This window comes from Nocardia sp. CA-151230 (assembly GCF_050942175.1).
Lineage (GTDB): Bacteria > Actinomycetota > Actinomycetes > Mycobacteriales > Mycobacteriaceae > Nocardia.
On record NZ_CP192061.1, the window covers coordinates 6352734 to 6375203 of the forward strand.

22 protein-coding genes are annotated in these 22470 nt (G+C 69.1%); 12 read left to right on the top strand and 10 right to left on the bottom strand.

What is annotated here, in order from left to right; all coding sequences use genetic code 11:
• Positions 1-13 precede the first annotated feature (13 nt).
• Positions 14-1216 carry an argininosuccinate synthase gene (locus ACQP1O_RS29955; RefSeq protein ID WP_354848500.1) on the bottom strand — a complete coding sequence of 401 codons (1203 nt, stop codon included), beginning with the start codon at positions 1214-1216 and terminating at the stop codon, positions 14-16.
• A 253-nt stretch (positions 1217-1469) separates the two neighbouring features.
• Between ACQP1O_RS29955 and ACQP1O_RS29960 the strand changes: the two genes are divergently transcribed.
• Entirely contained in the window at positions 1470-2237 is a 768-nt protein-coding gene (locus ACQP1O_RS29960) for a trans-aconitate 2-methyltransferase (RefSeq protein WP_433561773.1), read from the top strand.
• 148 nt (positions 2238-2385) lie between these two features.
• Positions 2386-2538: a hypothetical protein gene (locus ACQP1O_RS29965; RefSeq protein WP_433561774.1), complete on the top strand. Its 153-nt coding sequence runs from the start codon at positions 2386-2388 to the stop codon at positions 2536-2538.
• Here ACQP1O_RS29965 and ACQP1O_RS29970 read toward each other — a convergent pair.
• From ACQP1O_RS29970 to argC, 7 genes are all read right to left on the bottom strand, one after another.
• Positions 2531-3232, bottom strand: a complete 702-nt coding sequence (locus ACQP1O_RS29970; RefSeq protein ID WP_433561775.1) for a hypothetical protein — start codon at positions 3230-3232, stop codon at positions 2531-2533. The two genes, ACQP1O_RS29965 and ACQP1O_RS29970, sit on opposite strands and share 8 nt — an antisense overlap.
• A 90-nt stretch (positions 3233-3322) precedes the next feature.
• Positions 3323-3820: an arginine repressor gene (locus ACQP1O_RS29975; RefSeq protein WP_433567843.1), complete on the bottom strand. Its 498-nt coding sequence runs from the start codon at positions 3818-3820 to the stop codon at positions 3323-3325.
• Between the two features lie 29 nt (positions 3821-3849).
• Entirely contained in the window at positions 3850-4794 is a 945-nt protein-coding gene (argF, locus tag ACQP1O_RS29980) for an ornithine carbamoyltransferase (RefSeq protein ID WP_433561776.1), read from the bottom strand.
• Positions 4791-5984, bottom strand: a complete 1194-nt coding sequence (locus ACQP1O_RS29985; RefSeq protein WP_433561777.1) for an acetylornithine transaminase — start codon at positions 5982-5984, stop codon at positions 4791-4793. Before ACQP1O_RS29985 ends, argF begins: the two co-directional genes overlap by 4 nt.
• Positions 5981-6880, bottom strand: a complete 900-nt coding sequence (gene argB, locus ACQP1O_RS29990) for an acetylglutamate kinase (protein ID WP_433561778.1) — start codon at positions 6878-6880, stop codon at positions 5981-5983. Before argB ends, ACQP1O_RS29985 begins: the two co-directional genes overlap by 4 nt.
• Positions 6877-8085: a bifunctional glutamate N-acetyltransferase/amino-acid acetyltransferase ArgJ gene (gene argJ / locus ACQP1O_RS29995; protein WP_433561779.1), complete on the bottom strand. Its 1209-nt coding sequence runs from the start codon at positions 8083-8085 to the stop codon at positions 6877-6879. Before argJ ends, argB begins: the two co-directional genes overlap by 4 nt.
• A complete protein-coding gene (gene argC / locus ACQP1O_RS30000; RefSeq protein WP_433561780.1) occupies positions 8082-9143 on the bottom strand; it encodes an N-acetyl-gamma-glutamyl-phosphate reductase in 1062 nt (353 codons plus the stop codon). The genes argJ and argC overlap by 4 nt, the downstream gene beginning before the upstream one ends.
• Before the next feature lie 88 nt (positions 9144-9231).
• Here argC and ACQP1O_RS30005 point away from each other — a divergent pair, with 88 nt between their 5' ends.
• Positions 9232-10944: an LCP family protein gene (locus ACQP1O_RS30005; protein WP_433561781.1), complete on the top strand. Its 1713-nt coding sequence runs from the start codon at positions 9232-9234 to the stop codon at positions 10942-10944.
• A 66-nt stretch (positions 10945-11010) separates the two neighbouring features.
• Here ACQP1O_RS30005 and ACQP1O_RS30010 read toward each other — a convergent pair whose 3' ends face one another.
• Complete coding sequence (locus ACQP1O_RS30010) at positions 11011-11916, bottom strand: RNA polymerase sigma-70 factor (RefSeq protein WP_433561782.1); 906 nt, start codon at positions 11914-11916, stop codon at positions 11011-11013.
• 119 nt (positions 11917-12035) lie between these two features.
• Here ACQP1O_RS30010 and ACQP1O_RS30015 point away from each other — a divergent pair, with 119 nt between their 5' ends.
• The 9 genes from ACQP1O_RS30015 to ACQP1O_RS30055 all read left to right on the top strand — a co-directional run bounded on the left by ACQP1O_RS30015 (position 12036) and on the right by ACQP1O_RS30055 (position 21644).
• Positions 12036-12527: a nitroreductase/quinone reductase family protein gene (locus ACQP1O_RS30015; protein ID WP_433561783.1), complete on the top strand. Its 492-nt coding sequence runs from the start codon at positions 12036-12038 to the stop codon at positions 12525-12527.
• 39 nt (positions 12528-12566) lie between these two features.
• Positions 12567-13562, top strand: a complete 996-nt coding sequence (locus ACQP1O_RS30020) for a hypothetical protein (protein ID WP_433561784.1) — start codon at positions 12567-12569, stop codon at positions 13560-13562.
• A 93-nt stretch (positions 13563-13655) separates the two neighbouring features.
• Positions 13656-14327: a TetR/AcrR family transcriptional regulator gene (locus ACQP1O_RS30025; protein WP_433561785.1), complete on the top strand. Its 672-nt coding sequence runs from the start codon at positions 13656-13658 to the stop codon at positions 14325-14327.
• Positions 14327-15262 (top strand): SDR family NAD(P)-dependent oxidoreductase, encoded by a 936-nt coding sequence (locus tag ACQP1O_RS30030; protein ID WP_433561786.1) that lies wholly within the window; start codon positions 14327-14329, stop codon positions 15260-15262. The genes ACQP1O_RS30025 and ACQP1O_RS30030 overlap by 1 nt, the downstream gene beginning before the upstream one ends.
• On the top strand, positions 15255-16886 hold the full coding sequence (locus ACQP1O_RS30035; protein WP_433561787.1) for an AMP-binding protein: 1632 nt from the start codon (positions 15255-15257) through the stop codon (positions 16884-16886). Before ACQP1O_RS30030 ends, ACQP1O_RS30035 begins: the two co-directional genes overlap by 8 nt.
• 190 nt (positions 16887-17076) lie before the next feature.
• Positions 17077-17817: an alpha/beta hydrolase gene (locus ACQP1O_RS30040; protein WP_433567844.1), complete on the top strand. Its 741-nt coding sequence runs from the start codon at positions 17077-17079 to the stop codon at positions 17815-17817.
• Positions 17818-17976: 159 nt separating this feature from the next.
• On the top strand, positions 17977-19536 hold the full coding sequence (locus ACQP1O_RS30045; protein ID WP_433561788.1) for an FAD-dependent monooxygenase: 1560 nt from the start codon (positions 17977-17979) through the stop codon (positions 19534-19536).
• 120 nt (positions 19537-19656) lie between these two features.
• Positions 19657-20532, top strand: coding sequence for an alpha/beta fold hydrolase (locus tag ACQP1O_RS30050; RefSeq protein WP_433561789.1), 876 nt, complete (start codon positions 19657-19659; stop codon positions 20530-20532).
• 2 nt (positions 20533-20534) lie between these two features.
• Entirely contained in the window at positions 20535-21644 is a 1110-nt protein-coding gene (locus ACQP1O_RS30055; RefSeq protein WP_433561790.1) for a GlxA family transcriptional regulator, read from the top strand.
• On the opposite strand, the gene ACQP1O_RS30060 is transcribed toward ACQP1O_RS30055, so the two are convergent.
• Positions 21620-22342, bottom strand: coding sequence for a helix-turn-helix domain-containing protein (locus tag ACQP1O_RS30060; protein WP_433561791.1), 723 nt, complete (start codon positions 22340-22342; stop codon positions 21620-21622). The genes ACQP1O_RS30055 and ACQP1O_RS30060 overlap by 25 nt on opposite strands.
• Positions 22343-22470 lie beyond the last annotated feature (128 nt).

The following is a 22470-nucleotide window of genomic DNA, read 5'->3' on the forward strand; positions in this document are numbered from 1 at the left end:
CGGTCGCAGGCTACTACTTGCTGTTGAGATCCCGCCGCGCCGCGACCTTGGAGGACAGGCCGTGGATCTGGACGAAGCCCTTGGCCAGCGACTGGTCGAAGGTGTCGCCCTCGTCGTAGGTGGCGAGGTTGAAGTCGTAGAGCGACTCGTCGGAGCGACGGCCGTTGACCACGACGCTGCCGCCGTGCAGGACCATCCGGACATCACCGGACACGTGCTGCTGGGTCTCGGCGACGAAGGCATCCAGCGCGCGCTTCAGCGGCGAGTACCACAGGCCGTCGTACACCAGCTCGCCCCAGCGCTGCTCGACCTGCCGCTTGTAGCGGCCCAGCTCGCGCTCGATGGTGACCGCTTCCATCTCCTGGTGCGCGGTGATCAGCGCGATGGCGCCGGGGGCCTCGTAGATCTCGCGGCTCTTGATGCCGACGAGCCGGTCCTCGACCATGTCGAGGCGGCCCACACCCTGGCGGCCGGCCCGCTTGTTCAGCTCGGTGATGGCCTCGAGCATGGTGACCGGGCGGCCGTCGATGGCGACCGGCACACCCTTGTCGAAGGTGACGATGAGCTCGTCGGGCGCCTCGAAGTTGACGGTCGGGTCGACGGTGTAGTCGTAGACGTCCTTGGTCGGGGCGTTCCACAGATCCTCGAGGAAGCCGGTCTCGACCGCGCGGCCCCACAGGTTCTGGTCGATGGAGAACGGCGACTTCTTGGACACGTTGATCGGCAGCTTGTTCTCGCCGGCGAACTCGATGGCCTTCTCACGGGTCCAGGCGTAGTCGCGGACCGGGGCGATGACCTTCAGGTCGGGCGCGAGCGCGCCGATGCCGACCTCGAAGCGGACCTGGTCGTTGCCCTTGCCGGTGCAGCCGTGAGAGACGGTGTCGGCGCCGTGGTACTCGGCGGCCTCGACCAGGTGCTTGACGATCAGCGGCCGGGAGATGGCCGAGACCAGCGGGTAGCGGCCCATGTAGAGGGCGTTGGCCTGGATGGTCGGCAGGCAGTACTCGTTGGCGAACTCGTCGCGGGCGTCCACGACGATGGACTCCACGGCGCCGCAGTCCAGCGCGCGCTGGCGCACGTCGTTCATGTCCTCGCCACCCTGGCCGAGGTCGATGGCGACGGCGACGACCTCCGCGCCGGTCTCCTTACCGATCCAGCTGATGGCGACCGATGTGTCCAGCCCGCCGGAGTAGGCGAGTACGACGCGCTTGGTCATAGTCCGTGTGCTCCTCGATTGTTCGTATAGGCCCTCGACCGGTGTGCTGCCCCGCGGTCCCGTCCCGGTCCCTCTGGCGCGCTCCGTCGTCCTGCAAATGATTATGCATGACGATGCAATCCCATTCATAACCGGGGTCCTCGCCTGCACGGATCCGACCGCCGGTGACCGTCACATCCTTGCACCGGAACCCGGAGACGAATACAGTACGAACGTACGGTTTGGGAAATTCGACGTTCATGCGGAGGGGCCCATGTGGGATCCGGACAAGTACCTCGCCTTCGACGACCTGCGCGCGCGGCCGTTCTTCGACCTGGTCGGGCGGGTCGGCGCGAACAAACCGCGGCGGGTGGCCGATGTCGGCTGCGGCCCGGGGAATCTCACCGCGGCACTCGCGACCAGGTGGCCGGAGGCGGCACTCGAGGCATTCGACTCCTCGCCCGAAATGGTCGCCGCGGCAAGGGAACACGGCATCGATGCAACTGTCGCCGATGTCCGCGACTGGCGGCCCGCACCGGACACCGACGTGGTGGTGACCAATGCGGTGCTGCAGTGGGTGCCGGATCATCTTGCGCTGCTGCCGGATTGGGTAGCAGCCCTGCCCGACGGCGCCTGGCTGGCGATTCAGGTGCCCGGGAACTTCGATGCGCCTTCACATCTCGCGATCCGGGAGCTCGCGTCGTCGCCGCGGTGGCGGGAGCGACTGGGGGCGGCGGGGATTCTGGATCGGCAGGCGGTGCCCGATCCCGCCGGATACGCCGGGGTGCTGACCGCGGCCGGATGCCGGGTGGACACCTGGGAAACCACCTATCTGCAGCCCCTGACCGGGAACGACCCGGTGCTGGAATGGGTCACCGGAACGGCACTGCGGCCGGTCCGCGACGCACTCGACGATGCCGCGTGGCAGGACTTCCGGGCCGAGCTCGCGCCACTGCTGCGATCGGCCTATCCGCAGCAGCCGGACGGTGTCACCTGGTTGCCCTTCCGTCGCGTGTTCGCGGTCGCGCACAAGCCGGAGTGAGAGGAACCGGTCGCCCCTCAGGGCGACGGGTCGGCACCGAATCCGGCAAATGTCCGAAACCCACCCTTCGATGCGATTCACGATCACGGCGTACGCCGCTGTGCCACGCTGGAAGTCGACACTTCCGGGTCAACCGAAGGATTCCGCCATGCTCTCGACACTCGCTCAGAACGTAGGCACCCTCGGCCGCGACATCCTGTCCATCGGAGGAGCGGCACTCCAGCTCGTGCAGGATCTCATCTACTCCGGCGCAAACGGCCAGGGCGGCACGGTTCCGCCCGGCCAGTACCCGTTCAACTGATCTCGATCGGCATCAGCATCCCGTTGGTGGCGGCGTCCTCTCGATGCCGCCACCGATTTCTCTGTCCGCGAGCCCGTCGCCGTTGAGCGTCGAGCACGCAGTAGCCCGCATCGTCGGCGAGCCGCACGACCTGGGGCTCACGCACCGGCAGGCGCAGGCCGGCGCGATCCAGGCCACGCGGGTCGGGCGGTCGCAGGCGGGCGGTGCGGCCGCCGGGCTCCAGGGGTGGGGTGGGCGGCCGCGGAGGTAGGTCCGGTAGCCGGACCGGTTGCGGCACAGTGATATCCGACCAGGTGATCACCGTCTGGCGTTCGGCGCGGAAGAGCAGGCCGCCGCGAATCCAGTGCGAGGCCAGGATCCGCCCGGAGAGCGCGACCTCGAGGACGGTGAAGCGGCCGCCGTAGGGTTCCGGCGCGGCTTCGGATACGGCGTGGAAACCGCAGCTGCAGTCCTCGTCCGGCACTGCGTGACTCCGGCCGCGCCGGCATTCGGCGATCGCGTCGCGCGGGTAGGGCGCCCCGCCGGTTGCCGGAATGAACCGATCCCCGTCGATGTGCCGGGCCACCTTGCGGGCCATGACCACCCAGAACCCGTCGTCGGTCCGGCGCAGGCTGGGCCGGACCACCTCGGGAACATGAGGCCGCTCCCGCGTCCCGGCTTCGAAGGATCCGATCAGTCCATAGCCTTCGCACATGTGCGTTCCTTGCTCGGGGATGTCCTATCTACCGAGCGTACGCCCGCACTCGCACCCCGCTACCGCAATTATCCTGCGGCACAGTCCGATTCAGGCCAGCTGTTCGATCTTGGCAGCCAGTTCCGCGCCGGTCATGGGCTCGCGGGCGATGACCGCGATGGTGTCGTCGCCCGCGATGGTGCCGACCACCTCGGGCAGCGCGGCGCGGTCGAGGGCGCTGGCCAGGAAGTGCGCGGCGCCCGGCGGAGTGCGCAGGACTGCGATATTGCCGCTGGCATCGGTGGAGACCAACAGGTCGCCGAGCAGTTTCGAGAGTCGTTCGGTGCCGCCGGTGACGCCGCGGACGGGGCTGCCGTCCTCGGGGACCACGTACACGCCCGCGCCGCCGTCGGCCGCGCGCAGCTTGACCGCGCCCAGTTCGTCGAGGTCGCGGGACAGTGTCGCCTGGGTGGTCTCGATGCCCTCGGACGAGAGCAGCACGGCCAGTTCCGACTGGCTGCGCACCTCGTGCTGGGAGAGGATGGCGATGATGCGGGCCTGCCGGCCGGCCCGGGTACGGGCGATGGCCGCACCCGACTTGCCCGACACCGGTGCGGCCGTGCGACGTTCGCCGCTGCTCACCTCTCGCCTCGCTGGTATCGCTCCAGCAGCCACACCAGCAGCGCCTTCTGCGCGTGCAGGCGGTTCTCGGCCTCGTCCCAGACCGCGCTGTGCGGGCCGTCGATGACCTCGTCGGTGATCTCCTCCCCGCGGTGTGCCGGAAGGCAGTGCAGCACGGTCACATCCGCGGCCGCGCGGGCCAGCAGCCCGGCATTGACCTGGAACGGACGGAACGGGGCGACGCGGTCGCGGCCGTCGTTCTCCTGGCCCATGGAGGTCCAGGTGTCGGTGACCAGCGCGTCCGCACCCTCGGCCGCGGCCTGCGGATCATGGGTGATGGTGATGGTCGCGCCGGTCTCGGCGGCCCGCTTCTGGGCGGCGTCGACGATCCAGCCGAACGGCTCGAAACCCTCGGGGGCGGCGATGGTCACGTTCATGCCCGCGGTGACGCCGCCGAGCATGAGCGAGTGCGCCATATTGTTCGCGCCGTCGCCGAGGTAGGTGAGGTTGCGGCCGCTCAGGTCGGAGCCCTTGCGCTCCTTCAGCGTCTGCAGATCCGCCAGCACCTGGCAGGGGTGGAACTCGTTGGACAGCGCATTGACCACGGGAACCGTTGCGGCACCGGCCATCTCGTCCAGGCGCGCCTGTTCGAAGGTGCGCCAGACGATGGCGTCCACGTACCGCGACAGCACGCGGCCGGTGTCGGCGAGGGTCTCCTCGCGTCCCAGCTGGGTGTCGCGGCCGTCGACCACGACGGCGTGCCCGCCGAGCTGGGCGATGCCCATCTCGAAGGAGAACCGGGTCCGGGTGGAGTTCTTCTCGAACATGACCGCGACGCCGCGCGGGCCCTCCAGCGGCCGCCGCGACTGCGGCGCGGCCTTCAGTTCCGCTGCCAGCGCGAGGATCTCGGCCTGCTCGACGGGGGTGACGTCGTCGTCACGCAGGAAATGCCGGATGGTCACTTGGTCTCCTTCTGGGCCTGGGCGGCATCGAGGATGCCGGGCAGGTCGGACAGGAAGTTCTCCGCCTGGGTCTCGGTGAGCACCAGGGGCGGAGCGAGGCGAATCACGTTGGGCTTGGCCGGATTCAGCAGGTACCCGGCCTCCCGGGCGGCCAGCTCCACGTCCGTGGAGGCATCGGCGGTCAGCTGGATGCCGATGAGCAGACCGGCGCCCCGCACGTGGTCGACCAGCGGGTGGCCGAGGTTCTCGATCCCGTCGACGAGGATCTTGCCCACCGTCTCCACGTGCGAGAGCAGGCCGTCTTCGTCGATGGTCCGCAGCACGGCCAGTGCCGCCGCCGCACACACCGGATTGCCACCGAAGGTGGTGCCGTGCATGCCCGGCTGCAGCAGCTCCGCGGCCGGGCCCTGGGCCAGCACGGCGCCGATGGGCAGGCCGCCGCCCAGCCCCTTGGCCAGGGTGATGACATCGGGCACGATGCCCGCGGCCTGGTGCGCGTAGAACGCGCCGGTGCGGCCGATTCCGGTCTGCACCTCGTCCAGGATCAGCAGCGCGCCTTGCTCTTTGGTGATGGCGCGGGCCTTGGCCAGGTAGTCGGCCGGAGGCACCACGACGCCGCTCTCCCCCATGATGGGTTCCAGGAACACCGCGGCCGTGTCCTTGTCGACGGCGGCGGCCAGCGCCAGCGCGTCACCGTAGGGCACGTGGATGACGCCGGGCGGCATGGGCTCGAACGGTTCCCGCTTCGAGGGCTGACCGGTCAGTGCGAGCGCGCCCATGGTGCGGCCGTGGAAGGCCTCCTCGCAGGCGATGATCTTCCGGCGCCCGGTCAGCCGCGCCATCTTGAAGGCGGCCTCGTTGGCCTCGGTGCCGGAGTTGCAGAAGAACGCCTTGCCGTGCCCGTCGCCGAAATGCGCGAGCAGCCGCTCGGCCAGCTCGATGACCGGTTCGCTGGCATACAGATTCGAGACGTGGCCCAGGGTGCCGAGCTGCTGGGTGACCGCGGACAGGATGGCGGGGTGGGCGTGGCCGAGGCTGTTGACCGCGATGCCGCCCAGGAAGTCGAGGTAGCGCTTGCCGTCGGCGTCGTAGACGACCGCGCCGGCGCCGCGCACCAGCGCCACCTTGGGGGTGCCGTAGTTGTTCATCAGCGCGGTGTTCCACCGCTGCTGGATGTCGGCTGTGCTCATGAGATCTCCTGTGCGGGGGTGACCATCGTGCCGATGCCTTCCCCGGTGAACAGTTCCAGCAGGACCGAGTGGGCGACGCGCCCGTCGATCACGTGCGCGGTGGGAACGCCGCCCTCCACGGCGCGCAGGCAGGCTTCCATCTTGGGCACCATGCCCTCATCCAGCGACGGCAGCAACTTGGCCAGCTCGTCGGTGTCGATGCGGCTGGTCAGCGAGGACCGGTCGGGCCAATTCGTGTACAGGCCCTCGACATCGGTGAGGACCACCAGCTTCTCCGCGCCGATGCCCTGGGCCAGCGCGGCCGCCGCGGTGTCGGCATTGATGTTGTGCACTACGCCGTCGGCGTCCGGGGCGATGGTGGAGACCACCGGAATCCGGCCCGCCGCAATGAGATCCAGCACGGCCTCCGGCTTCACCTCGGTGACGTCGCCGACCAGGCCGATATCGGTGGCCTCACCGTCGACCTGCACGGTGCGGCGGGTGGCGGTGAACAGCCGGGCGTCCTCGCCGGAGATGCCGACCGCGTACGGGCCGTGGGCGTTGATGAGCCCCACCAGTTCCCGGCCGACCTGACCGAACAGCACCATGCGCACGACGTCCATGACCTCGGGCGTGGTGACGCGGAAGCCACCGCGGAATTCGCCCGTCATGCCGAGCTTCTTCAGCATGGCGCTGATCTGCGGGCCGCCGCCGTGCACCACCACCGGGTGCACGCCGACGGTGCGCAGGAACGCCATATCGGCCGCAAAGGCCCGCTTGAGCTCGTCGTCGACCATGGCGTTGCCGCCGTACTTCACGACCACGATCTTGTCGCGGAACTTCTGCAGCCACGGCAGCGCGTCGGCCAGGACGTGCGCCTTGTCGAGGGCCGAAAGCTGTTTCACCACATCGCTCATGAGCTGTAGGCCGAGTTCTCTTCGACGTAGCCGTGCGAGAGGTCGGTGGTGCGGACGGTGGCCGCGCCGTCGCCCAGACCCAGCTCCACCAGGACCTGGATGTCGGGCCCGGACAGGTCGACCTCGCGGGCGCCCGGCGCGCCCGCGCCGTCGATGCACACCGGAGATCCGTTGAACGACACCGAGACCCGGTTCGGATCCAGTTCGATGGGCGCGATGCCGATGGACGCCAGCACCCGGCCCCAGTTCGGGTCGGAGCCGAAGAACGCGGTCTTGACCAGGCTGTCGCGGGCCAGCGCCCGCGCCCCGATGAGCGCTTCCTCTTCGCTGACCGCGCCCTGCACGGTGATGTGCACGCGCTTGGTGACGCCCTCGGCGTCGGACATGAGCTGCTCGGCCAGGTCGTCGCAGACCGCGAGCACGGCCGCGTTCAGATCCGCCTGGCTGGGGGTGACGCCCGAGGCGCCGTTGGCCAGCAGCAGCACAGTGTCGTTGGTGGAGCAGGAGCCGTCCACGTCGAGCCGGTCGAAGGTGTACTTCGTGGCATTGCGCAGCGCCTCGTCCAGCTGCTGCGGGGTGGCGACCACATCGGTGGTGAGCACCACGAGCATGGTGGCCAGCGACGGCGCGAGCATGCCCGCGCCCTTGGCCATGCCGCCCACGTTCCACTTGTCCTGGTGATGGAAGGCGGTTTCCTTCGGCACGGTGTCGGTGGTCATGATGGCCCGCGCGGCCTCGGCGCCGCCGGACAGGCCCCCACCCATCTCGTGCACGATCTCGGTGACGGCCGGGATGAGCTTGTCCATGGGCAGCCGGTCGCCGATCAAACCGGTGGAGCAGACCGCGATCTCGCCCGCGCCGGTCTCGGTTCCCCAGTTGCTCAACGCCTTCGCCAGCTCCTCGGCGGTGGTGTGGGTGTCCTGGAAGCCGCCCGGGCCCGTGCACGCGTTGGCGCCACCGGAATTCAGGATGACCGCGCGCAGGCGGCCTCCGGTCAGCACCTGCTGCGACCACAGCACCGGCGCGGCCTTGACCTTGTTGCGGGTGAACACGCCCGCGGCCGCGTACTCCGGGCCCTCGTTGAACACCAGCGCCAGGTCCGCCTTGCCGCTCTTCTTGATGCCGGCGGCGATGCCCGCGGCCCGGAAGCCCAGCGGTGCGGTGACGCCCTGGGTCCGCACCAGCTTGCCGTTCTCGATCGTCACGGTGCCACTCCTACGGTGGAAAGTCCTGCGGTCTCGTCGATTCCGAGAGCCAGATTCATCGATTGCACCGCGGCGCCCGCGGTGCCCTTGGTCAGGTTGTCGATCGCGCCGATGACCACCAGCAGCCCGGCGTCGGTGTCCACGGTGACCTGGAGGGTGACGACATTGGAGCCGAGCACCGAACCGGTCTGCGGCAGTACGCCTTCCGGCAGCAGCTGCACGAAAGGCTCGTCGGCGTAGGCCTTCTCGTAGACGGCGCGGGCGGTGGCGGCGTCCACGGTGGTGGGGGCGGTGCAGGTGGCCAGGATGCCGCGCGGCAGCGGGGCCAGCACCGGGGTGAACGACACGCTCACGTCGGCGCCGGATCCGGTGGCGGCCTTCAGGTTCTGCGCGATCTCGGGGGTGTGCCGGTGCGCGCCCGCGATGCCGTAGGCCCGCAGCGAGCCCATCACCTCCGAGCCCAGCAGGCCCACATCGAGTTTGCGGCCTGCGCCCGACGTGCCGCTCACCGCAACCACATTCACGCGCGGCTCGATGATTCCGGCCGCGACGGCCGGGGCCAGCGCCAGGCTCGACACGGTCGGGTAGCAGCCGGGGACGGCGATCCGGGTGGCGCCGCGCAGCTTCTCGCGCCCGCCGGGCAGCTCGGGCAATCCGTAGGGCCAGCTGCCGGCGTGCGGGGTGTCGTAATACTTCTCCCACGCCGCCGGGTCGGTGAGCCGGAAGTCGGCGCCGCAGTCGATGATGATCGTGGATTCCGGCAACGCCGTGGCGATCGCCGCGGACTGCCCGTGCGGCAGGCCGAGGAAGACCACATCGTGGCCGGCGAGCTCCTCGACGGTGGTGGGCGCGAGCACCCGATCGGCCAGCGGCAGCAGATGTGGCTGCAGCTCACCCAGGGTGGTACCGGCATTGGACCCCGCGGTCAGCGCCCCGATCTCGAGGCGGCCGCTTCGGTAGGCTGGATGACCGAGCAGCAGGCGCAGGACTTCACCGCCCGCGTACCCGCTCGCACCAGCTACCGCGACCCGCAGGGGCCCGTTCGAGGTATCCACCATGTGATGATTATGCACGACTGTGCAAGCTCATTCACAACGGGGCGGAAATCTGACAGAGAGCGCCGCTTACGGCACACTCGACAGCGCCATGTACGACGACGCCACCCAACCGCTGCCGGTCGTCGGCCCCCAGCCGGGCCGCACCCGCCGGGCACCGGAGACGCCAAACCCGACTCCCCGCCGTTCGCGGCGTGCCGAGGCGGACTCCACCAGCCGGCGCGCGGACAAGCGACGCACCGATGGCAAGCGTGATCGCAGCGGCGGCAAGCCCGAGCGCACCGCGGCCCAGCTCGAGCGCGACAAGCGCCTGCGCCTCGCCGGACGCGGCATCACAGCACTGGTGGCCGCGGGTGTGATCGGCGTAACAGGACTGGTCTGGTACGGCCGCAACGACTTCGACGCCGGCTTCGTCCGCTCGGGCGCGATCTCACCGGAGGACGTCAACCTCGACGGTGACATCAATATGCTGCTGATCGGCCTGGACACCCGGAAAGACCTGAACGGCAACGACCTACCCAAGGAGATCCTCGACCAGCTGCACGCCGGTGACGGCTCGGAGGGTGGCTACAACGCCAATTCGCTTATCCTGGTGCACATTCCGAAGGATATGAAGCACATCATCGCGTTCTCCATCCCGCGCGACGACTACGTTCCGGTGCAGGGCATTCCGGGCTACGACCACGCCAAGATCAAGGAGTCCTACGGCCTCAAGAAGTACACGGTCGAGGAGAAGCTCAAGGCGAAGGGTATGTCCGAAGGGCCCGACCTGGAGCGTCAGGGCCGGGAAGCGGGCCGCGCCAGCATCGTTCAGACTGTGAAAGCGCTCACAGGCGTACCCATCAACCGGTTCGCGGAGATCTCCCTGGCCGGCTTCTACGATCTCGCGACCGCGCTCGGCGGCGTCGACGTGTGCCTCAATCACGCCGTGGACGACAGCTACTACTCGGGGGCGCAGTTCCCCGCCGGGCCCCAGCACCTGGACGGCTCCGACGCGCTGGCGTTCGTGCGGCAGCGGCACGGGCTGGAGAACGGCGACCTCGACCGCACCCACCGGCAGCAGGCATTCCTCACCTCGGTGGCCAATTCCATGAAGAGTTCGGGCACGCTGGGCAACCCGGGCCGGCTCAAGGCGCTGATGGATGTGGCGCACAAGGACGTGGTGCTGTCGGACGGCTGGAGCCTCATCGATTTCGCCACCACGCTGGGCCGCGCGGAGAAGCCGACGGTGGAGTTCCGCACGCTGCCGGTGCTGCGCTACGACACGGTCGACGGCCAGGACGTGAACGTCATCGATCCGGTCGCCATCAAGAAGACGGTGCGCGAGGCGTTCGGCGTCTCCACCCAGGCCGCGCCCAGCGCACCCGCCACCACGCCCACCTCGACGCTGGACGTGGCCAATGCCAGCGGCACGCCCGGCCAGGCCGCCAAGGTGTCGAAGTTGCTGACCGCCAAGGGATTCCCGGCCGGTGACGTCGCCAACGCCACCTACGCCGACGGCACCACCTCGACGGTCTACTACGGCACCGGCGCCGATACCGACGCCAAGCAGCTGTCGGAGATGTTCGGCGGGATCCCGGTGAGCCCGTCCACCGAGGTGTCCAGCGGGCACGTGAAGCTGGTCGTCGGCGCGGATCTCGAGATTCCGGCGTCGCTGGACCCGACCGCCGCCACCACCAGTCCGACCACCACCGCGGGCGGCTCCTCGACCAGCGCCGCGGCCACCGACACCACCACGGACGCACCCGATTCCGGCAAGCCCGTCACCACCCAGATCGGTTCGAATATCCCCTGCGTGAACTGATCCACCTGCGGCCGGCCGCTGAAATCCCCAGTCACACAACGATTCAGCGGCCGCTGAGCATCCGGCTCACCGTTCCAGGGCGCGCGTCAGTTCGGCGGTCCCCAGCTTGTCCGGGTTGCGGATGGCGTACAGCCCGGTGATGCGGTCGCCGGAGGTCTCGATCAGCTCGACGGTGTCGAGGCGTCCGTCGGCGGTGCGCAGCAGCAGGGCGGGCAGGGCGTTGTAGGTGCCGACCTCGACGGTCATGTCCGCCATGGCCTTCCGGCTCAGCCCGATCAGATAGTGGGCGACGCGCTCGGCGCCGACGACCGGGCGGCGTGCCGCGCTCACCTTGCCGCCGCCGTCGGAGATCTGGACGATATCGGGGGCCAGCACATCCATGAGGGTCTGCAGGTCGCCGGTTTGCGTGGCCCGCAGGAACCGGTCGATCACCTCGCGGCTGGTCTCGGAGTCGGGTTCGAAGCGCTTGCGCCGGGACCGCACGTGCGCGCGGGCCCGATGCGCGATCTGACGCACGGTGGCATCGGATTTGCCGACCATGCCGGCGATGTCGACGAGGCTGTGGCCGAACACCTCCGACAGCACGAACACCGCGCGTTCGGTGGGTCCGAGGGTCTCGAGCACCAGCAGCATGGCCATCGACACCGATTCGGCCAGCAGCACATCGTGACTGGCGTCGGATTCGGTGCGAATGGGCTCGGGCAGCCAGTTGCCGACGTAGTCCTCGCGGCGGCGGCGCACGGTGCGCAGGTGGTTCAGCGCCTGCCGGGTGACGATGGTGGTGAGATAGGCGCGCGGATGCTCGATCCGCGCCGGATCGGTCTCACGCCAGCGAAGATAGCTGTCCTGCAACACATCCTCGGCGTCGGCGGCGCTGCCGAGCAGCTCGTAGGCGATGGTGAACAGCAGCGGCCGCAGCCGATCGAACGCGTCCACCGCGCTCATCGGTCCGGTGTCAGCGCCGATCCTCATGCCCGAAGCCTAATCACGAACCGGGCGAGCACGACACCCTCCTTCAGGAGCCACTACGTCAACTCACTGGACGCCATGTACATTGAGCCCGTACGACCGCCGACCCGAGGGGACCTCCAATGCCCGGCACCGATTCCGGCCCGCTGACCCTGGCGGGTCGCTTCAACTACTACTCCAGCACCCACCTCGGCGCGGTCGCCCGCTTCTACGCCCGCCTGCACCGACGCCTCTTCGACCGTTTCGGCGGCACCCGCTTCGCCACCCTCTTCGGCCACCCGGTCCTCGAGTTGACGGTCCCCGGCCGCAAATCCGGCCAACCCCGCCCCGTCATGCTCATGCTGGTCCGCTCCGGCGACGCCCTCCTGGTCTGCGGCTCCAACGGCGGCAACCCCGGCACCCCCAACTGGTGGAAGAACCTCCTCGCCGCCGACCACGCCGACGTCCGCATCGGCCGCGAAACCTTTCCCGTCACCACCCGCGTAGTCACCGACGACACCGAATACGCCACCCACTGGCAAACCCTCACCGCCGCCTACCCCCACTTCACCACCTACCGAGCCCTCAGCCCCCGCGACTTCCCCATAGCCGTCCTCACCCGCGCCGGCAACTGAACCATGCAATGATCACCGCCATGACGACCCGAAAGGCCCATGGCCGCTAGCCACGTCCTCGCGCTCCACGCGCGGCTCCCGGACCGCTACGCCCACCTCGAGCTCCTCGCCTCCACCATCGATGCCCGCGGCCGCCTGCTGGCATTGCTCGCCGATCCGGCACAGCCCGTGCCACCGGCATCCACATCACCTCCCTCCGGCGCGAATTACGATGCGACCGTTGCCATCTGCGACGCCGGCGACATCACCGAGATCCCGCTGCGGCATCTCGATCTCCGATTCACGGCTCTCGACGCGCTCGGCACGGGCGTCGTCCTCGCCGCGGCCCGAATCCCCCGCGCCTGCCCCGATGAATGGACTCGCCGCGGGCCCGTCCCAGCGGACGGGCTGAACCTCACGCACAATGTCCGGCTCTTCGATGCGTCGGGCAAGCCGACCGGGTCGTTCTACGCCGGCGATGCCATCGATCAGATGATCACCGATCCCGACGGCCGAATCTGGATCAGCTATTTCGACGAGGCACGATTCTGGGCGCCCGACGCGAATGGCACTCGGTCCCTGCAACTTCCGGTCGGCCTGGCCCGCTGGGACACCTGGGATGCCGCACCCTGGCTGGCCGCCCGGCACACCTCCGGGGTGTTCTGGCTGGATTGTTACGCGCTCAATGTGGGCCGCGCGCGCGTTCGAGCCTGCCCGTACCCCAACTTTCCACTGGTCGAGCTCGAGTCCCGTGGATTCCTTTCCACCACAGCCACTTCGGTCGAGTACTGCCACGGCATGGCGGTATCGGGTGATGGTTTCGCCTTCTTCCGTCCCCACGTGGGTCGCAGTGATCCGATCGGGTGGGAGATCGTCCGTGCCCGGCGGGAAGGAGGCGCGATCGTCGAGGTCGACCGGGAGGAGCTGTTGCTGCCCGACGGACGGCGGCCCACTGGTTGGCCGATTGGCAAGGTCGGGCGAGATTCCGGGCTGTGGTTGCGGGAGTTGGCTAGTCCGCGGGAGTGGTATCGCTTTGACCTGGGCGGGAGCTGCTGAGAATCAGTTCTTGAATCTGGTTCAAGAAGTTGGTTAGGCTGCGGGGGTGGCCAAAGTTGAACGGGATTCAAAAAGTGGGCCCGGGCGGTTCAGGTGAATCGGCGGGGACGGCAGTCTCGGGCGGCGCTGCTGGAGGCCGGGCGCACCGCGTTCTCGGCCAAGCGGTACGAGGAGGTGTCGATCGCGGAGATCGCGGCGGCGGCGGGGGCCGCGGTGGGGTCGGTCGGATATCACTTCGGGGGGAAGTTCGAGTTGTATCTGGCGGTGCACGAGGCGGTGTTCGAGGACTTCTGGGATCGGCTGCAGGAGTTGCGGGGGTCCGCGATGGAGCGGCTGACACTGGGGTTCGGGATCTATCTGGATTTCGTGCAGCAGCACGGGACCGCGTTGATCATGACGCCGCGCGCGGGGGCCGACGAGCGGCTGCTGGCACAGCACGAGCGGCATCGGGACCGGCTGGTGGCGGCGCTGCTCACCGAAATCGTCTCCGCGGGAGAGAGTTCGGCCATCCGTATCGCCATGGACGGGTGGCTGGCCTTCGCGGAGGGCGCCACGGCGCGCTGGCTCACCGAGCCGGAGCCGGATCGTGCTCAGCTGCAGAGCCTGGTGCTGGCCGCCGGATTCGCCACGGTGCAAACGACTTTGGCGCTCGACCCGTCCATCACCCTGACCTCCCGCACCATCGCCGCCCTGCTGGACCTGACCGGCACGCAGCAGCGCACCGAACCACGAGAACAGCGCACCGAACGAAGAGAGACGAGCTAGTGGAACTCCTCCACCGACCCAACAATGCCCTGGCGGCCGGGCCTGTCGGCCGGGCCGCGGCGTGGCTCATCGGCCCGCGCGGCATCTCCGACCCCGCCCGCCTGCGCCGCGAGGTGGAGGGCAAGATCGCCGTGGTCACCGGTGCGTCCCACGGCCTGGGCGCCGAGACCGCCCGCATGCTCGCCGCCGCCGGCGCGACCGTCGTGCTCGGCGCGCGCTCGGTCGATCCGCTACAGGAGGTGGCGCAGGAGATCACCGCGGCGGGCGGCAAGGCGGTGGCGATCCGCCTGGATCTGGCCGAGCCGGAATCGATCGCGGCCTTCGCCGAGGACATCCTCGCCCGTTTCGACCATGTCGACTATCTGATTCACAACGCGGGCAAGTCATTACGCCGGTCGATCCACCTGTCCTACGACCGGCCGAAGGATCTCACCGCCACCTCGACCGCCAACTACCTCGGCCCGATCCGCCTCACGCTCGCCCTGCTGCCGAGCATGCGGGCGCGCCGTAGCGGCCACATCGTGAACATCTCCACGGTGGGCGTGCTCTTTCCAGCCGTCCCGAAGTGGGGTTTCTACCTGTCTTCCAAGGCCGCCTTCGATGTGTGGATGCGCGCGGTGGGCATGGAGGCGCGGCCGGACGGGGTCACCCTCACCACCATCTACGCCGGGCTCATGCACACCCGGATGAGCGCGCCCAGCCGCTGGATGTCCGCGATGCCCGGCCAGTCCCCCGCCGAGGCCGCGACGGGCGTGGCGCGGGCGCTGATCACCAAGCCGCGCATCATGATTCCCGCCTACGGGTATGCGACCTCGGTTCTCACCCCACTTCTGCGGGTGCCGCTGGAGGTCGCCTTCACTGCCGTCTACCAACGACTCGGTGATACCGACGCCGCTCTCCGCGCGCTGAACGGGAAAGGCGCGAGCGATGCGTAATAGAACGCTCTTCGATTGGGGCACAGCTCTTTCCGCGATCACGACTTCGGGTGCGCTACGCCCGATCGGCCCAAAGGCCGCGGTGTCGATCGCGCGCGGCTACCAGGCGTACGGCCCGTCGCTCGGTCTGCTCCTGGCGGTGTCCGCGGCCCGCCACCCGGATCGGATCGCCCTGATCGACGAATCCGGCGCGGTCACCTACCGCGATCTCATGCGCCGCTCCGAAACCATTGCGGCAGCGTTGCATTCGCTCTCACCGGACCTGCGCACGCTGGGCATTCTGTGCCGCAATCACCGAGGTTTCCTCGAGGCGGTCATCGCGGGCAGCCGTCTCGGCTGTGAGCTGGTCTTCCTCAATACGGAACTGCCCGCCGCCCAGCTGGCCCGCATCCTGGAACGGCACGCGCCCGATGTCCTCGTCCACGACGACGAGTACCTTCCGGCGATCGCCGAGGCAGGCTATCCCGGAATGCAGGTGCGCGGCTGGCGCGAATCCGAGGTCGAATCCGAGTCGCTGACCCTGGACCAGCTTGCGCGGCAAAGGCATCCATCCCCGCCACCGGCCAGGCAGCCCGCGCGGATCACCTTGCTGACCTCGGGCACGTCCGGCATGGCCAAGGGCGTCGCCCGCAGGATCGGATTGCGTCCCGCGCTGGAGGCGGCCGCCTCGCTGGCTTCGGCGGCCCGCCTGGCCAACCGCGATATCGCGATCGTCGCACCCCCGTTCTTCCACGGTTTCGGCCTCGGCGCACTGGCCGGCCAGCTTGCTCTGGGCGCGACAGCGGTTACCCGCCGCCGCTTCGATCCCGAACTCGCCCTGGCAGATATCGAGCGCCACAGAGCGACCGTGTTCATCGGCGTCCCGATCATGATCCAGCGCCTCGCCGCCCTCCCCGACGACATCCGTAGCCGCTACGACCTGTCGTCCCTGCGCCTGGCTTTGACCGGTGCGGCGCCGATTTCGCCCAACACCGTCGCGAAGTTCCTGCGCCACTTCGGACCCCGCCTGGTCAACGGCTACGGTTCCACCGAGGCGGGCGTCATCTCCATCGCCACCCCGGCCGATCTCGAGTACTCCGCCAAGACGGTCGGACGCCCCATACTCGGTGTCTCCGTACGCATCCTGCGCGCCGACCGCACCCTGGCCGCGGTCGGTGAGACGGGCACGATCTTCGTGCGCGGCGGCCTGGGATTCAACGGCTACACCGCCGACCACGGCGGCTCCGCCCCCATCAAGGAGGTGCGCGACGGCTACGTCAATGTCGGCGACATGGGCCACCTGGACGCGCAGGGCCGCCTCTACATCGACGGCCGCGACGACGAGATGATCGTCTCCGGCGGCGAGAACATCTATCCCCGCGAGGTCGAGAACGCGCTGTCCGAGCATCCCGCCGTCGCCGATGTCATCGTGGTCGGCATCCCCGATCCCGAGTACGGCCAGGTGCTGCGGGCATACCTGGTGACCACCGACGCCGACCCCGGCGACGACGCCCTCAAACAGCACATCCGCACCCGCCTCGAACGCTACAAGGTGCCCAAGCACTTCGTCCGCCTGCCGGAGCTCCCCCGCAATCCCAGCGGGAAAGTGCTGCGCCACAAGCTCGGCGAGCAGGCCGCCTCCTGATCGCAGGGTTGCGGCCTCCCGCCCGGGTTGGTACCGTTCCGCCCGACCGTGACATCACGAAGGAGGTGAGACCCATGAACGACGTATCGAGGTGGGTGCTCCCCATCGTGGTCGCGGTTGGGCGTACGAAGTAGCTGTCGCCGGGAGCGCCTGTGTTGCAAGGCATTCCGAGAGGCAGAACATCATGCACCTGAACTTCACCGCGGAGACGTCGGAAGACGGCGTCCGTGAACGCGATTTCCTCCTGGGCGAGATCACCGGCGTACTGTGGTCGCCCGAATCCGCGTCCGAGAACGCACCCCTGATCCTGCTGGGTCACAGTGGCGGCGTGCACAAGCGCGCCCCGAACCTCGTGACGACGGCGCGTCACTTCGTGACCGAATCCGGCTACCGGGTGGCCGCCATCGACGCCCCGGGGCACGGCGACCGGCCGCGCAACGAGGAGGACCAGCGGTGGGCCGACTCGCTGCACGCGGCGCGGGCGGCCGGAGAACCCATGGACTCGATCATCGCCGAGTTCAATATGTCCCTGGCCGAGCGGGCCGTGCCGGAGTGGCAGGCCACCCTGGACGCGCTGCAGGCGCTGCCGGAGATCGGCCCGGACGCTCCGGTCGGCTACGGCGGCATCACCCTGGGCACCGTCATCGGCATGATGCTGGTGGCCGCCGAACCCCGCATCCGGGCCGCGACCTTCAACAGCGTCTTCGTGTTCGACGCGCTGTTCGAGGCCGCACGCAGGATCACCGTCCCCCTCACGCTCCAGGTCGCCTGGAACGATGAGGAAATCGACCGCCGGCCCAGCTTCGACCTGTTCGAGGCGTTCGCGTCGGAGGAGAAGACGTTGCTGGCGAATCCGGGCCGGCACAACCAGATGGCCAGGACCCAGCCCGATTTCGCGGCGGCGTTCATGCGCCACCATCTGGGCCGGTAGCCGAAAGAGTCCATCCGGCAACGGATGACGATCGACAAAGGGAAGCGGTGATCCGCTTCCCTTTTCAACATATATCGCACCCCCGGACTTGCGGCAAGACCCCCGGTATGCCGCAGAATCGCTGGCCGTAGCCGAAATCCGTGGAATGGAGTAGCGCGAGTGCGTGCGACGAGTGCCGACGTGATCATTGCGGGCGCGGGTCCGACGGGTCTGATGCTGGCCGCCGAACTGCTGACGGCAGGGGTGCGGCCGGTGATCCTGGAGCGCAGTCCGCTGCTGCGGACAGTCCCCAAGGCCAATGGATTCAGCGGGCAGATCCTGCAATTGCTGAGCCATCGAGGATTACTGGACCGGTTCGAATCGGCCGGGGCGGCGGTCGCTCCGGCGGCGGTCTTCCCGTTCGGCGGACTGCACGTGGACCAGAGCCCACTGGCGGATCCACCGCTGCGCGCGCTGCACCTCCCGCAGCCGCAGCTCGAGCAGCTGCTCGACGAGCTGGTGCGCGAGCGCGGTGGGGAGGTCAGGCGCGGACACACGGTGACCGGAATCGATCAGGACGCCACCGGGGTCACCGTGGCGGTGTCGGGCCCGGAAGGCCCGCATCAGCTGACCGCCCACTATGTCGTGGGCTGCGACGGTGCGCGCAGCAAGGTCCGTGAGCTGGCGGGAATCTCCTTCCCGGGCATCACCTATCCGGAGGTCAACCGCCTGGGCCAGGTCGCCGTGGCAGCCGGGGTGACCATGCTGGACAACGGCGATCTGGCCGTCGCCGGACACGGTGTGGTCCCCGCCGGTTTCACCCGCACCGATCGCGGCGTGTTCGCGGTCGGCTCGCTCGCCGCCGGCATGCTCATGGTGCAGACCACCGAGGACACCGCCACCGAGACCGATGACAACGAGCCGATGACCCTGGCGGAGCTGAGCGACAGCATCCGACGCGTCCTGGGTGTCGACCTGCCGTTGGGTGAGCCGATCCGCCTGTCCCGCTATCAGTTCCAGGCACGGCAGGCCGAAAGCTTCCGCGCCGGAAGGATTCTGGTGGCCGGCGATGCCGCGCACACGTTCCCGGCCACGGGTGTCGGCCTCAACGCGGGCATGCTCGACGCAGTCAACCTGGCCTGGAAGCTGGCCGCCGACATCGACGGGAGTGCCCCGGACGGGCTGCTCGACAGCTACCACGCGGAGCGTTCCTTCGCGGCGGCCCGCACCATGGTGCACACCCAGGCGCAGGCGGCGCTGCGCCGCGGCGACGATCCGGCGGCCGAGGCACTCCGGACGCTGTTCCAGGAATTGCTCACCGACGCACCGGCCCTGCAGCGGCTGGGGTCCATGATCGCGGGCGCCGACATCCGCTATCCGCTGCCGAATCCCAATGGCCACACCCTGACCGGCGCCTTCCTCCCCGATCTGCGCCTGCGCACCGGCGTCGCCCAGTCCCTGCACGACGCCCGCCCCGTGCTGCTCGATCTCGCCGACCGCGCGGACCTGCGCGAGATCGCCGAGCAGTGGGGCGACCGCGTCGACATCCGGACCGCCACCACCGGCGACCGGGCCGCCGATGCCGTTCTGATCCGCCCGGACGCCCACATCGCCTGGGCCGCAACGGTCGGCGAATCCCCCTCGACCGCCGAACCCGGACTGCGGGACGCGCTGACCACCTGGTTCGGCGCACCGGCGCAGGTGACCGTCCCGAGCACTGGAAACACGGTCAGCGACTGACCGGATCGGCCACACCGCTGATCCGTCCGGCCCGAGCCCTCGGCCCGGATCCATTTCCGGCGTTCAATTCCGGCATGCCGCAATCGCGGCCGGAACGAAATCGCTTGGAAGGACCGGGAAATGACCGAGTTCGTAACGCTCGAGCACGGGCGGATCGCGTGTGATGTGGCCGGGAACGGACCGCTGGTGGTGCTGTCGCACGGCATGGGAACCTGGCGGCAGGAGTTCCGGCACCTGGTCGGGCCGCTGGTCGCGGCCGGATACCGGGTGGTGAACGCCGATATGCGCGGGCACGGCGAATCCAGCCTGAACTGGCCCTCGGTGACCAGGAAGGAAGCCATCAGCCGCACCGACGTGGCCCACGACCTGCTGGGTGTCATCCGGCATTTCGGGGGTCCCGCGGTCATCGTCGGGCATTCGCTGTCGGGCGGCTCGGCGACCATTGCGGCGGCGGCGGCCCCCGAGTTGGTGAGCGCCATCGTCGAAATCGACCCCTTCACCCTCACCCAGCAGCTGCATATCGGCACGATGATCACCAGCCGCCGTTACCGCCGCGGGATGTTGCGCCTGCTCGCCACGCAGGGGCTGAAGTCCTTCACATGGTGGTTCCGTTACCTCGACATCGCGTACCCGACCAAGCCTGCCGATCAGGACAGCTACCTCGACGGACTGCGGACCGTCCTGCGGCAGCCCGGCCGCTGGGCGGAATTCATGAAGACCGGCGCGACCACTCCGGCCGACGCCCATGCCCGAATCGCCGATATTCATTGCCCCGCACTGGTGCTCATGGGCGCCGAGGATCCGGACTTCGCCGACCCGGAGGCCGAGGCCGACAAGGTCGTGGCCGCCATGCCGCCCGGACTCGGCCAGGTCGCGCTGGTGGCGGGCGCAGGCCACTACCCGCACGCGCAGTGCGCCGACCGAGTAGCCGAACTGGTCATCCCGTTCCTCGACCGGAACACCGCCCGCCGCACATCCGAATCGGTCAGCCACTGACCATGGCAGCCGAGCCCGGCGACTGCGATGATGGCGGGATGCCCGCACCCCGCACCATCGTTTTCGTTGTCTACCAGGGCATGCAGCTGTCCGAGCTGGCCGGGCCCCTGGATGTGTTCGCGCTCCTCAACGGCGTCCGAGAGCGGCCGCCCGCGCAACTGCCGCAGGTCCTGCAGGAGCATCCCATCAGTTCGGCCGGCGGCCGGGCGGATTCGGACGGCGCGGCCCTGCCCTACCGCCTGCTGACCGCCTCGCCCGGGGGCCGCCCGATCACCGCGGACGGCGGCCTCACCGTCTCGGTGGAGCACTCGCTGCACGACATCGCCGCCGGTGACGACTTCGACACCCTGATCGTCGTGGGCGGCATTGCCTCCGGGCCGGCCGGGGCGGAGGTGGTGCGGGAGCTGCCCGCCCTGGCCCGCAAGGCGCGGCGGGTGACCTCGGTGTGCGCGGGCGCGCTGCTGCTGGCCGCGGCCGGGTTGCTCGACGGCTATCGGGCCACCACCCACTGGGCCTCGACCGACCTGATGGCCCAGCGCTTTCCGCGGGTCACGGTCGAACCGGATCGCATCTACGTCCGTGACCGCAATCGCTGGACGTCGGCGGGCATGTCGGCGGGCGTCGATCTGGCCCTGGCACTGGTCGAGGACGACTACGGCCGCGAGGTCGCCGCCATGATCGCGCGGCTGTACGTGGTGTTCACCCGGCGTCCCGGCGGGCAGACCCAGTTCAGCGCGCAGCTGCGCACCCAGCCCGCGCGCACGCCCGCCATCCGCGCGGTGCAGCAGTGGCTGCCCGATCACCTCGACACGAACCTCGGGGTGGCCGAACTGGCCCGCCGCGCGGGTATGAGCGAACGCAACTTCGCCCGGGCCTTCCGCATCGAAACCGGCAGCACGCCCGCGGCTTTCGTGGAGGACCTGCGCGTCGAGGCGGCCCGCCGCCTGCTGGAATCCACCGAGCTGACCATCGGAGCGATCGCCCGCCAGGTCGGCTACCGCCACGGCGAGACCCTGCACCGGGTCTTCGGCCGCCGCCTGTCCACCACACCCGAACGCTACCGGCAGCATTTCGCCACCGGCGCTGCTCAATTGGCGGGGACCAGCGAGTAGATCCACCAGGGGCGTTGCGGCAGTTCGAATTTGAAGATCTGAATGTGGTAGCTCACCCACTCGCCGGTCTCGGGCGAGCGCACCCGCACGGGCCGGCGGGTGATCTTCTCGGGCGGAACCTCGGTGGACCAGAAGCGACCCCACTCCGGGGCCGCGCTGCAGCGATCGACAATGGCCGCGAGTCGTTCGGGCGGGTGGGTGGCGGAGGCCATGTAGCGGAATCCGTACACCATGAAGTGTGCTTCGCGTTCCCAGTCGTCGATGACCTCGCGCGCCCTCGGGTCCAGCAGCATCCATTCGACGATGACGTCGCCGGGCTCGAGTCCCGGAAACGCCCGCAGATAGGCGTCATTGGCGGCGACGAGGTCTACCGCGGGCATGGTCTGGAAGCAGGCGGGGTGCGGCATGGCGCGCAGGAAGTCGAGCTCGTAGGGCTCCGGCGGCGTGATCTCGGTTCCGAAACTGGCCAATTCGGGCTGCAGCAGGGTGGCGACGTGCTCGCGCACCTGCACCGGCACCTGGAGCGCGGTGAACAGCGCGCCGACGGCGACCGCGGTGGGCTGGCGAGTGCCCTGCTCGATCTTCTGGATCAGCGCCTCGGAGACGCCGGCAAGCCGGGACAGCTCGGCCCTGGTCAGCCCGGCTGCCTCGCGGCGACTACGCAAATAGTCAGCAATCTCCGAGCGCGCCGCGGTCACCGATACCTCCAGAAGCCATGAAACATGTTGTGTCCTCGCACAAGGTACCGGAACACCCACGATCAACACAGCCTGCGAACTGGCTTCCGAGGAAAATGGCAATCCGGCCGCTATTTTCGCTGGGACAA

Bases quoted from the DNA above. Each gene is read 5' to 3' on its own strand.
- ACQP1O_RS30015 (WP_433561783.1), top strand. From the start codon at position 12,036: ATGCCCGGCACCGATTCCGGCCCGCTGACCCTGGCGGGTCGCTTCAAC.
- ACQP1O_RS30020 (WP_433561784.1), top strand. From the start codon at position 12,567: ATGGCCGCTAGCCACGTCCTCGCGCTCCACGCGCGGCTCCCGGACCGC.
- ACQP1O_RS29985 (WP_433561777.1), bottom strand. From the start codon at position 5,984: ATGAGCACAGCCGACATCCAGCAGCGGTGGAACACCGCGCTGATGAAC.
- ACQP1O_RS29970 (WP_433561775.1), bottom strand. From the start codon at position 3,232: ATGTGCGAAGGCTATGGACTGATCGGATCCTTCGAAGCCGGGACGCGG.
- ACQP1O_RS30035 (WP_433561787.1), top strand. From the start codon at position 15,255: ATGCGTAATAGAACGCTCTTCGATTGGGGCACAGCTCTTTCCGCGATC.
- ACQP1O_RS29965 (WP_433561774.1), top strand. From the start codon at position 2,386: ATGCTCTCGACACTCGCTCAGAACGTAGGCACCCTCGGCCGCGACATC.
- ACQP1O_RS30005 (WP_433561781.1), top strand. From the start codon at position 9,232: ATGTACGACGACGCCACCCAACCGCTGCCGGTCGTCGGCCCCCAGCCG.
- argB (WP_433561778.1), bottom strand. From the start codon at position 6,880: ATGAGCGATGTGGTGAAACAGCTTTCGGCCCTCGACAAGGCGCACGTC.
- ACQP1O_RS30010 (WP_433561782.1), bottom strand. From the start codon at position 11,916: ATGAGGATCGGCGCTGACACCGGACCGATGAGCGCGGTGGACGCGTTC.
- argC (WP_433561780.1), bottom strand. From the start codon at position 9,143: ATGGTGGATACCTCGAACGGGCCCCTGCGGGTCGCGGTAGCTGGTGCG.
- ACQP1O_RS29960 (WP_433561773.1), top strand. From the start codon at position 1,470: ATGTGGGATCCGGACAAGTACCTCGCCTTCGACGACCTGCGCGCGCGG.
- ACQP1O_RS30050 (WP_433561789.1), top strand. From the start codon at position 19,657: ATGACCGAGTTCGTAACGCTCGAGCACGGGCGGATCGCGTGTGATGTG.
- ACQP1O_RS30055 (WP_433561790.1), top strand. From the start codon at position 20,535: ATGGCAGCCGAGCCCGGCGACTGCGATGATGGCGGGATGCCCGCACCC.
- ACQP1O_RS29955 (WP_354848500.1), bottom strand. From the start codon at position 1,216: ATGACCAAGCGCGTCGTACTCGCCTACTCCGGCGGGCTGGACACATCG.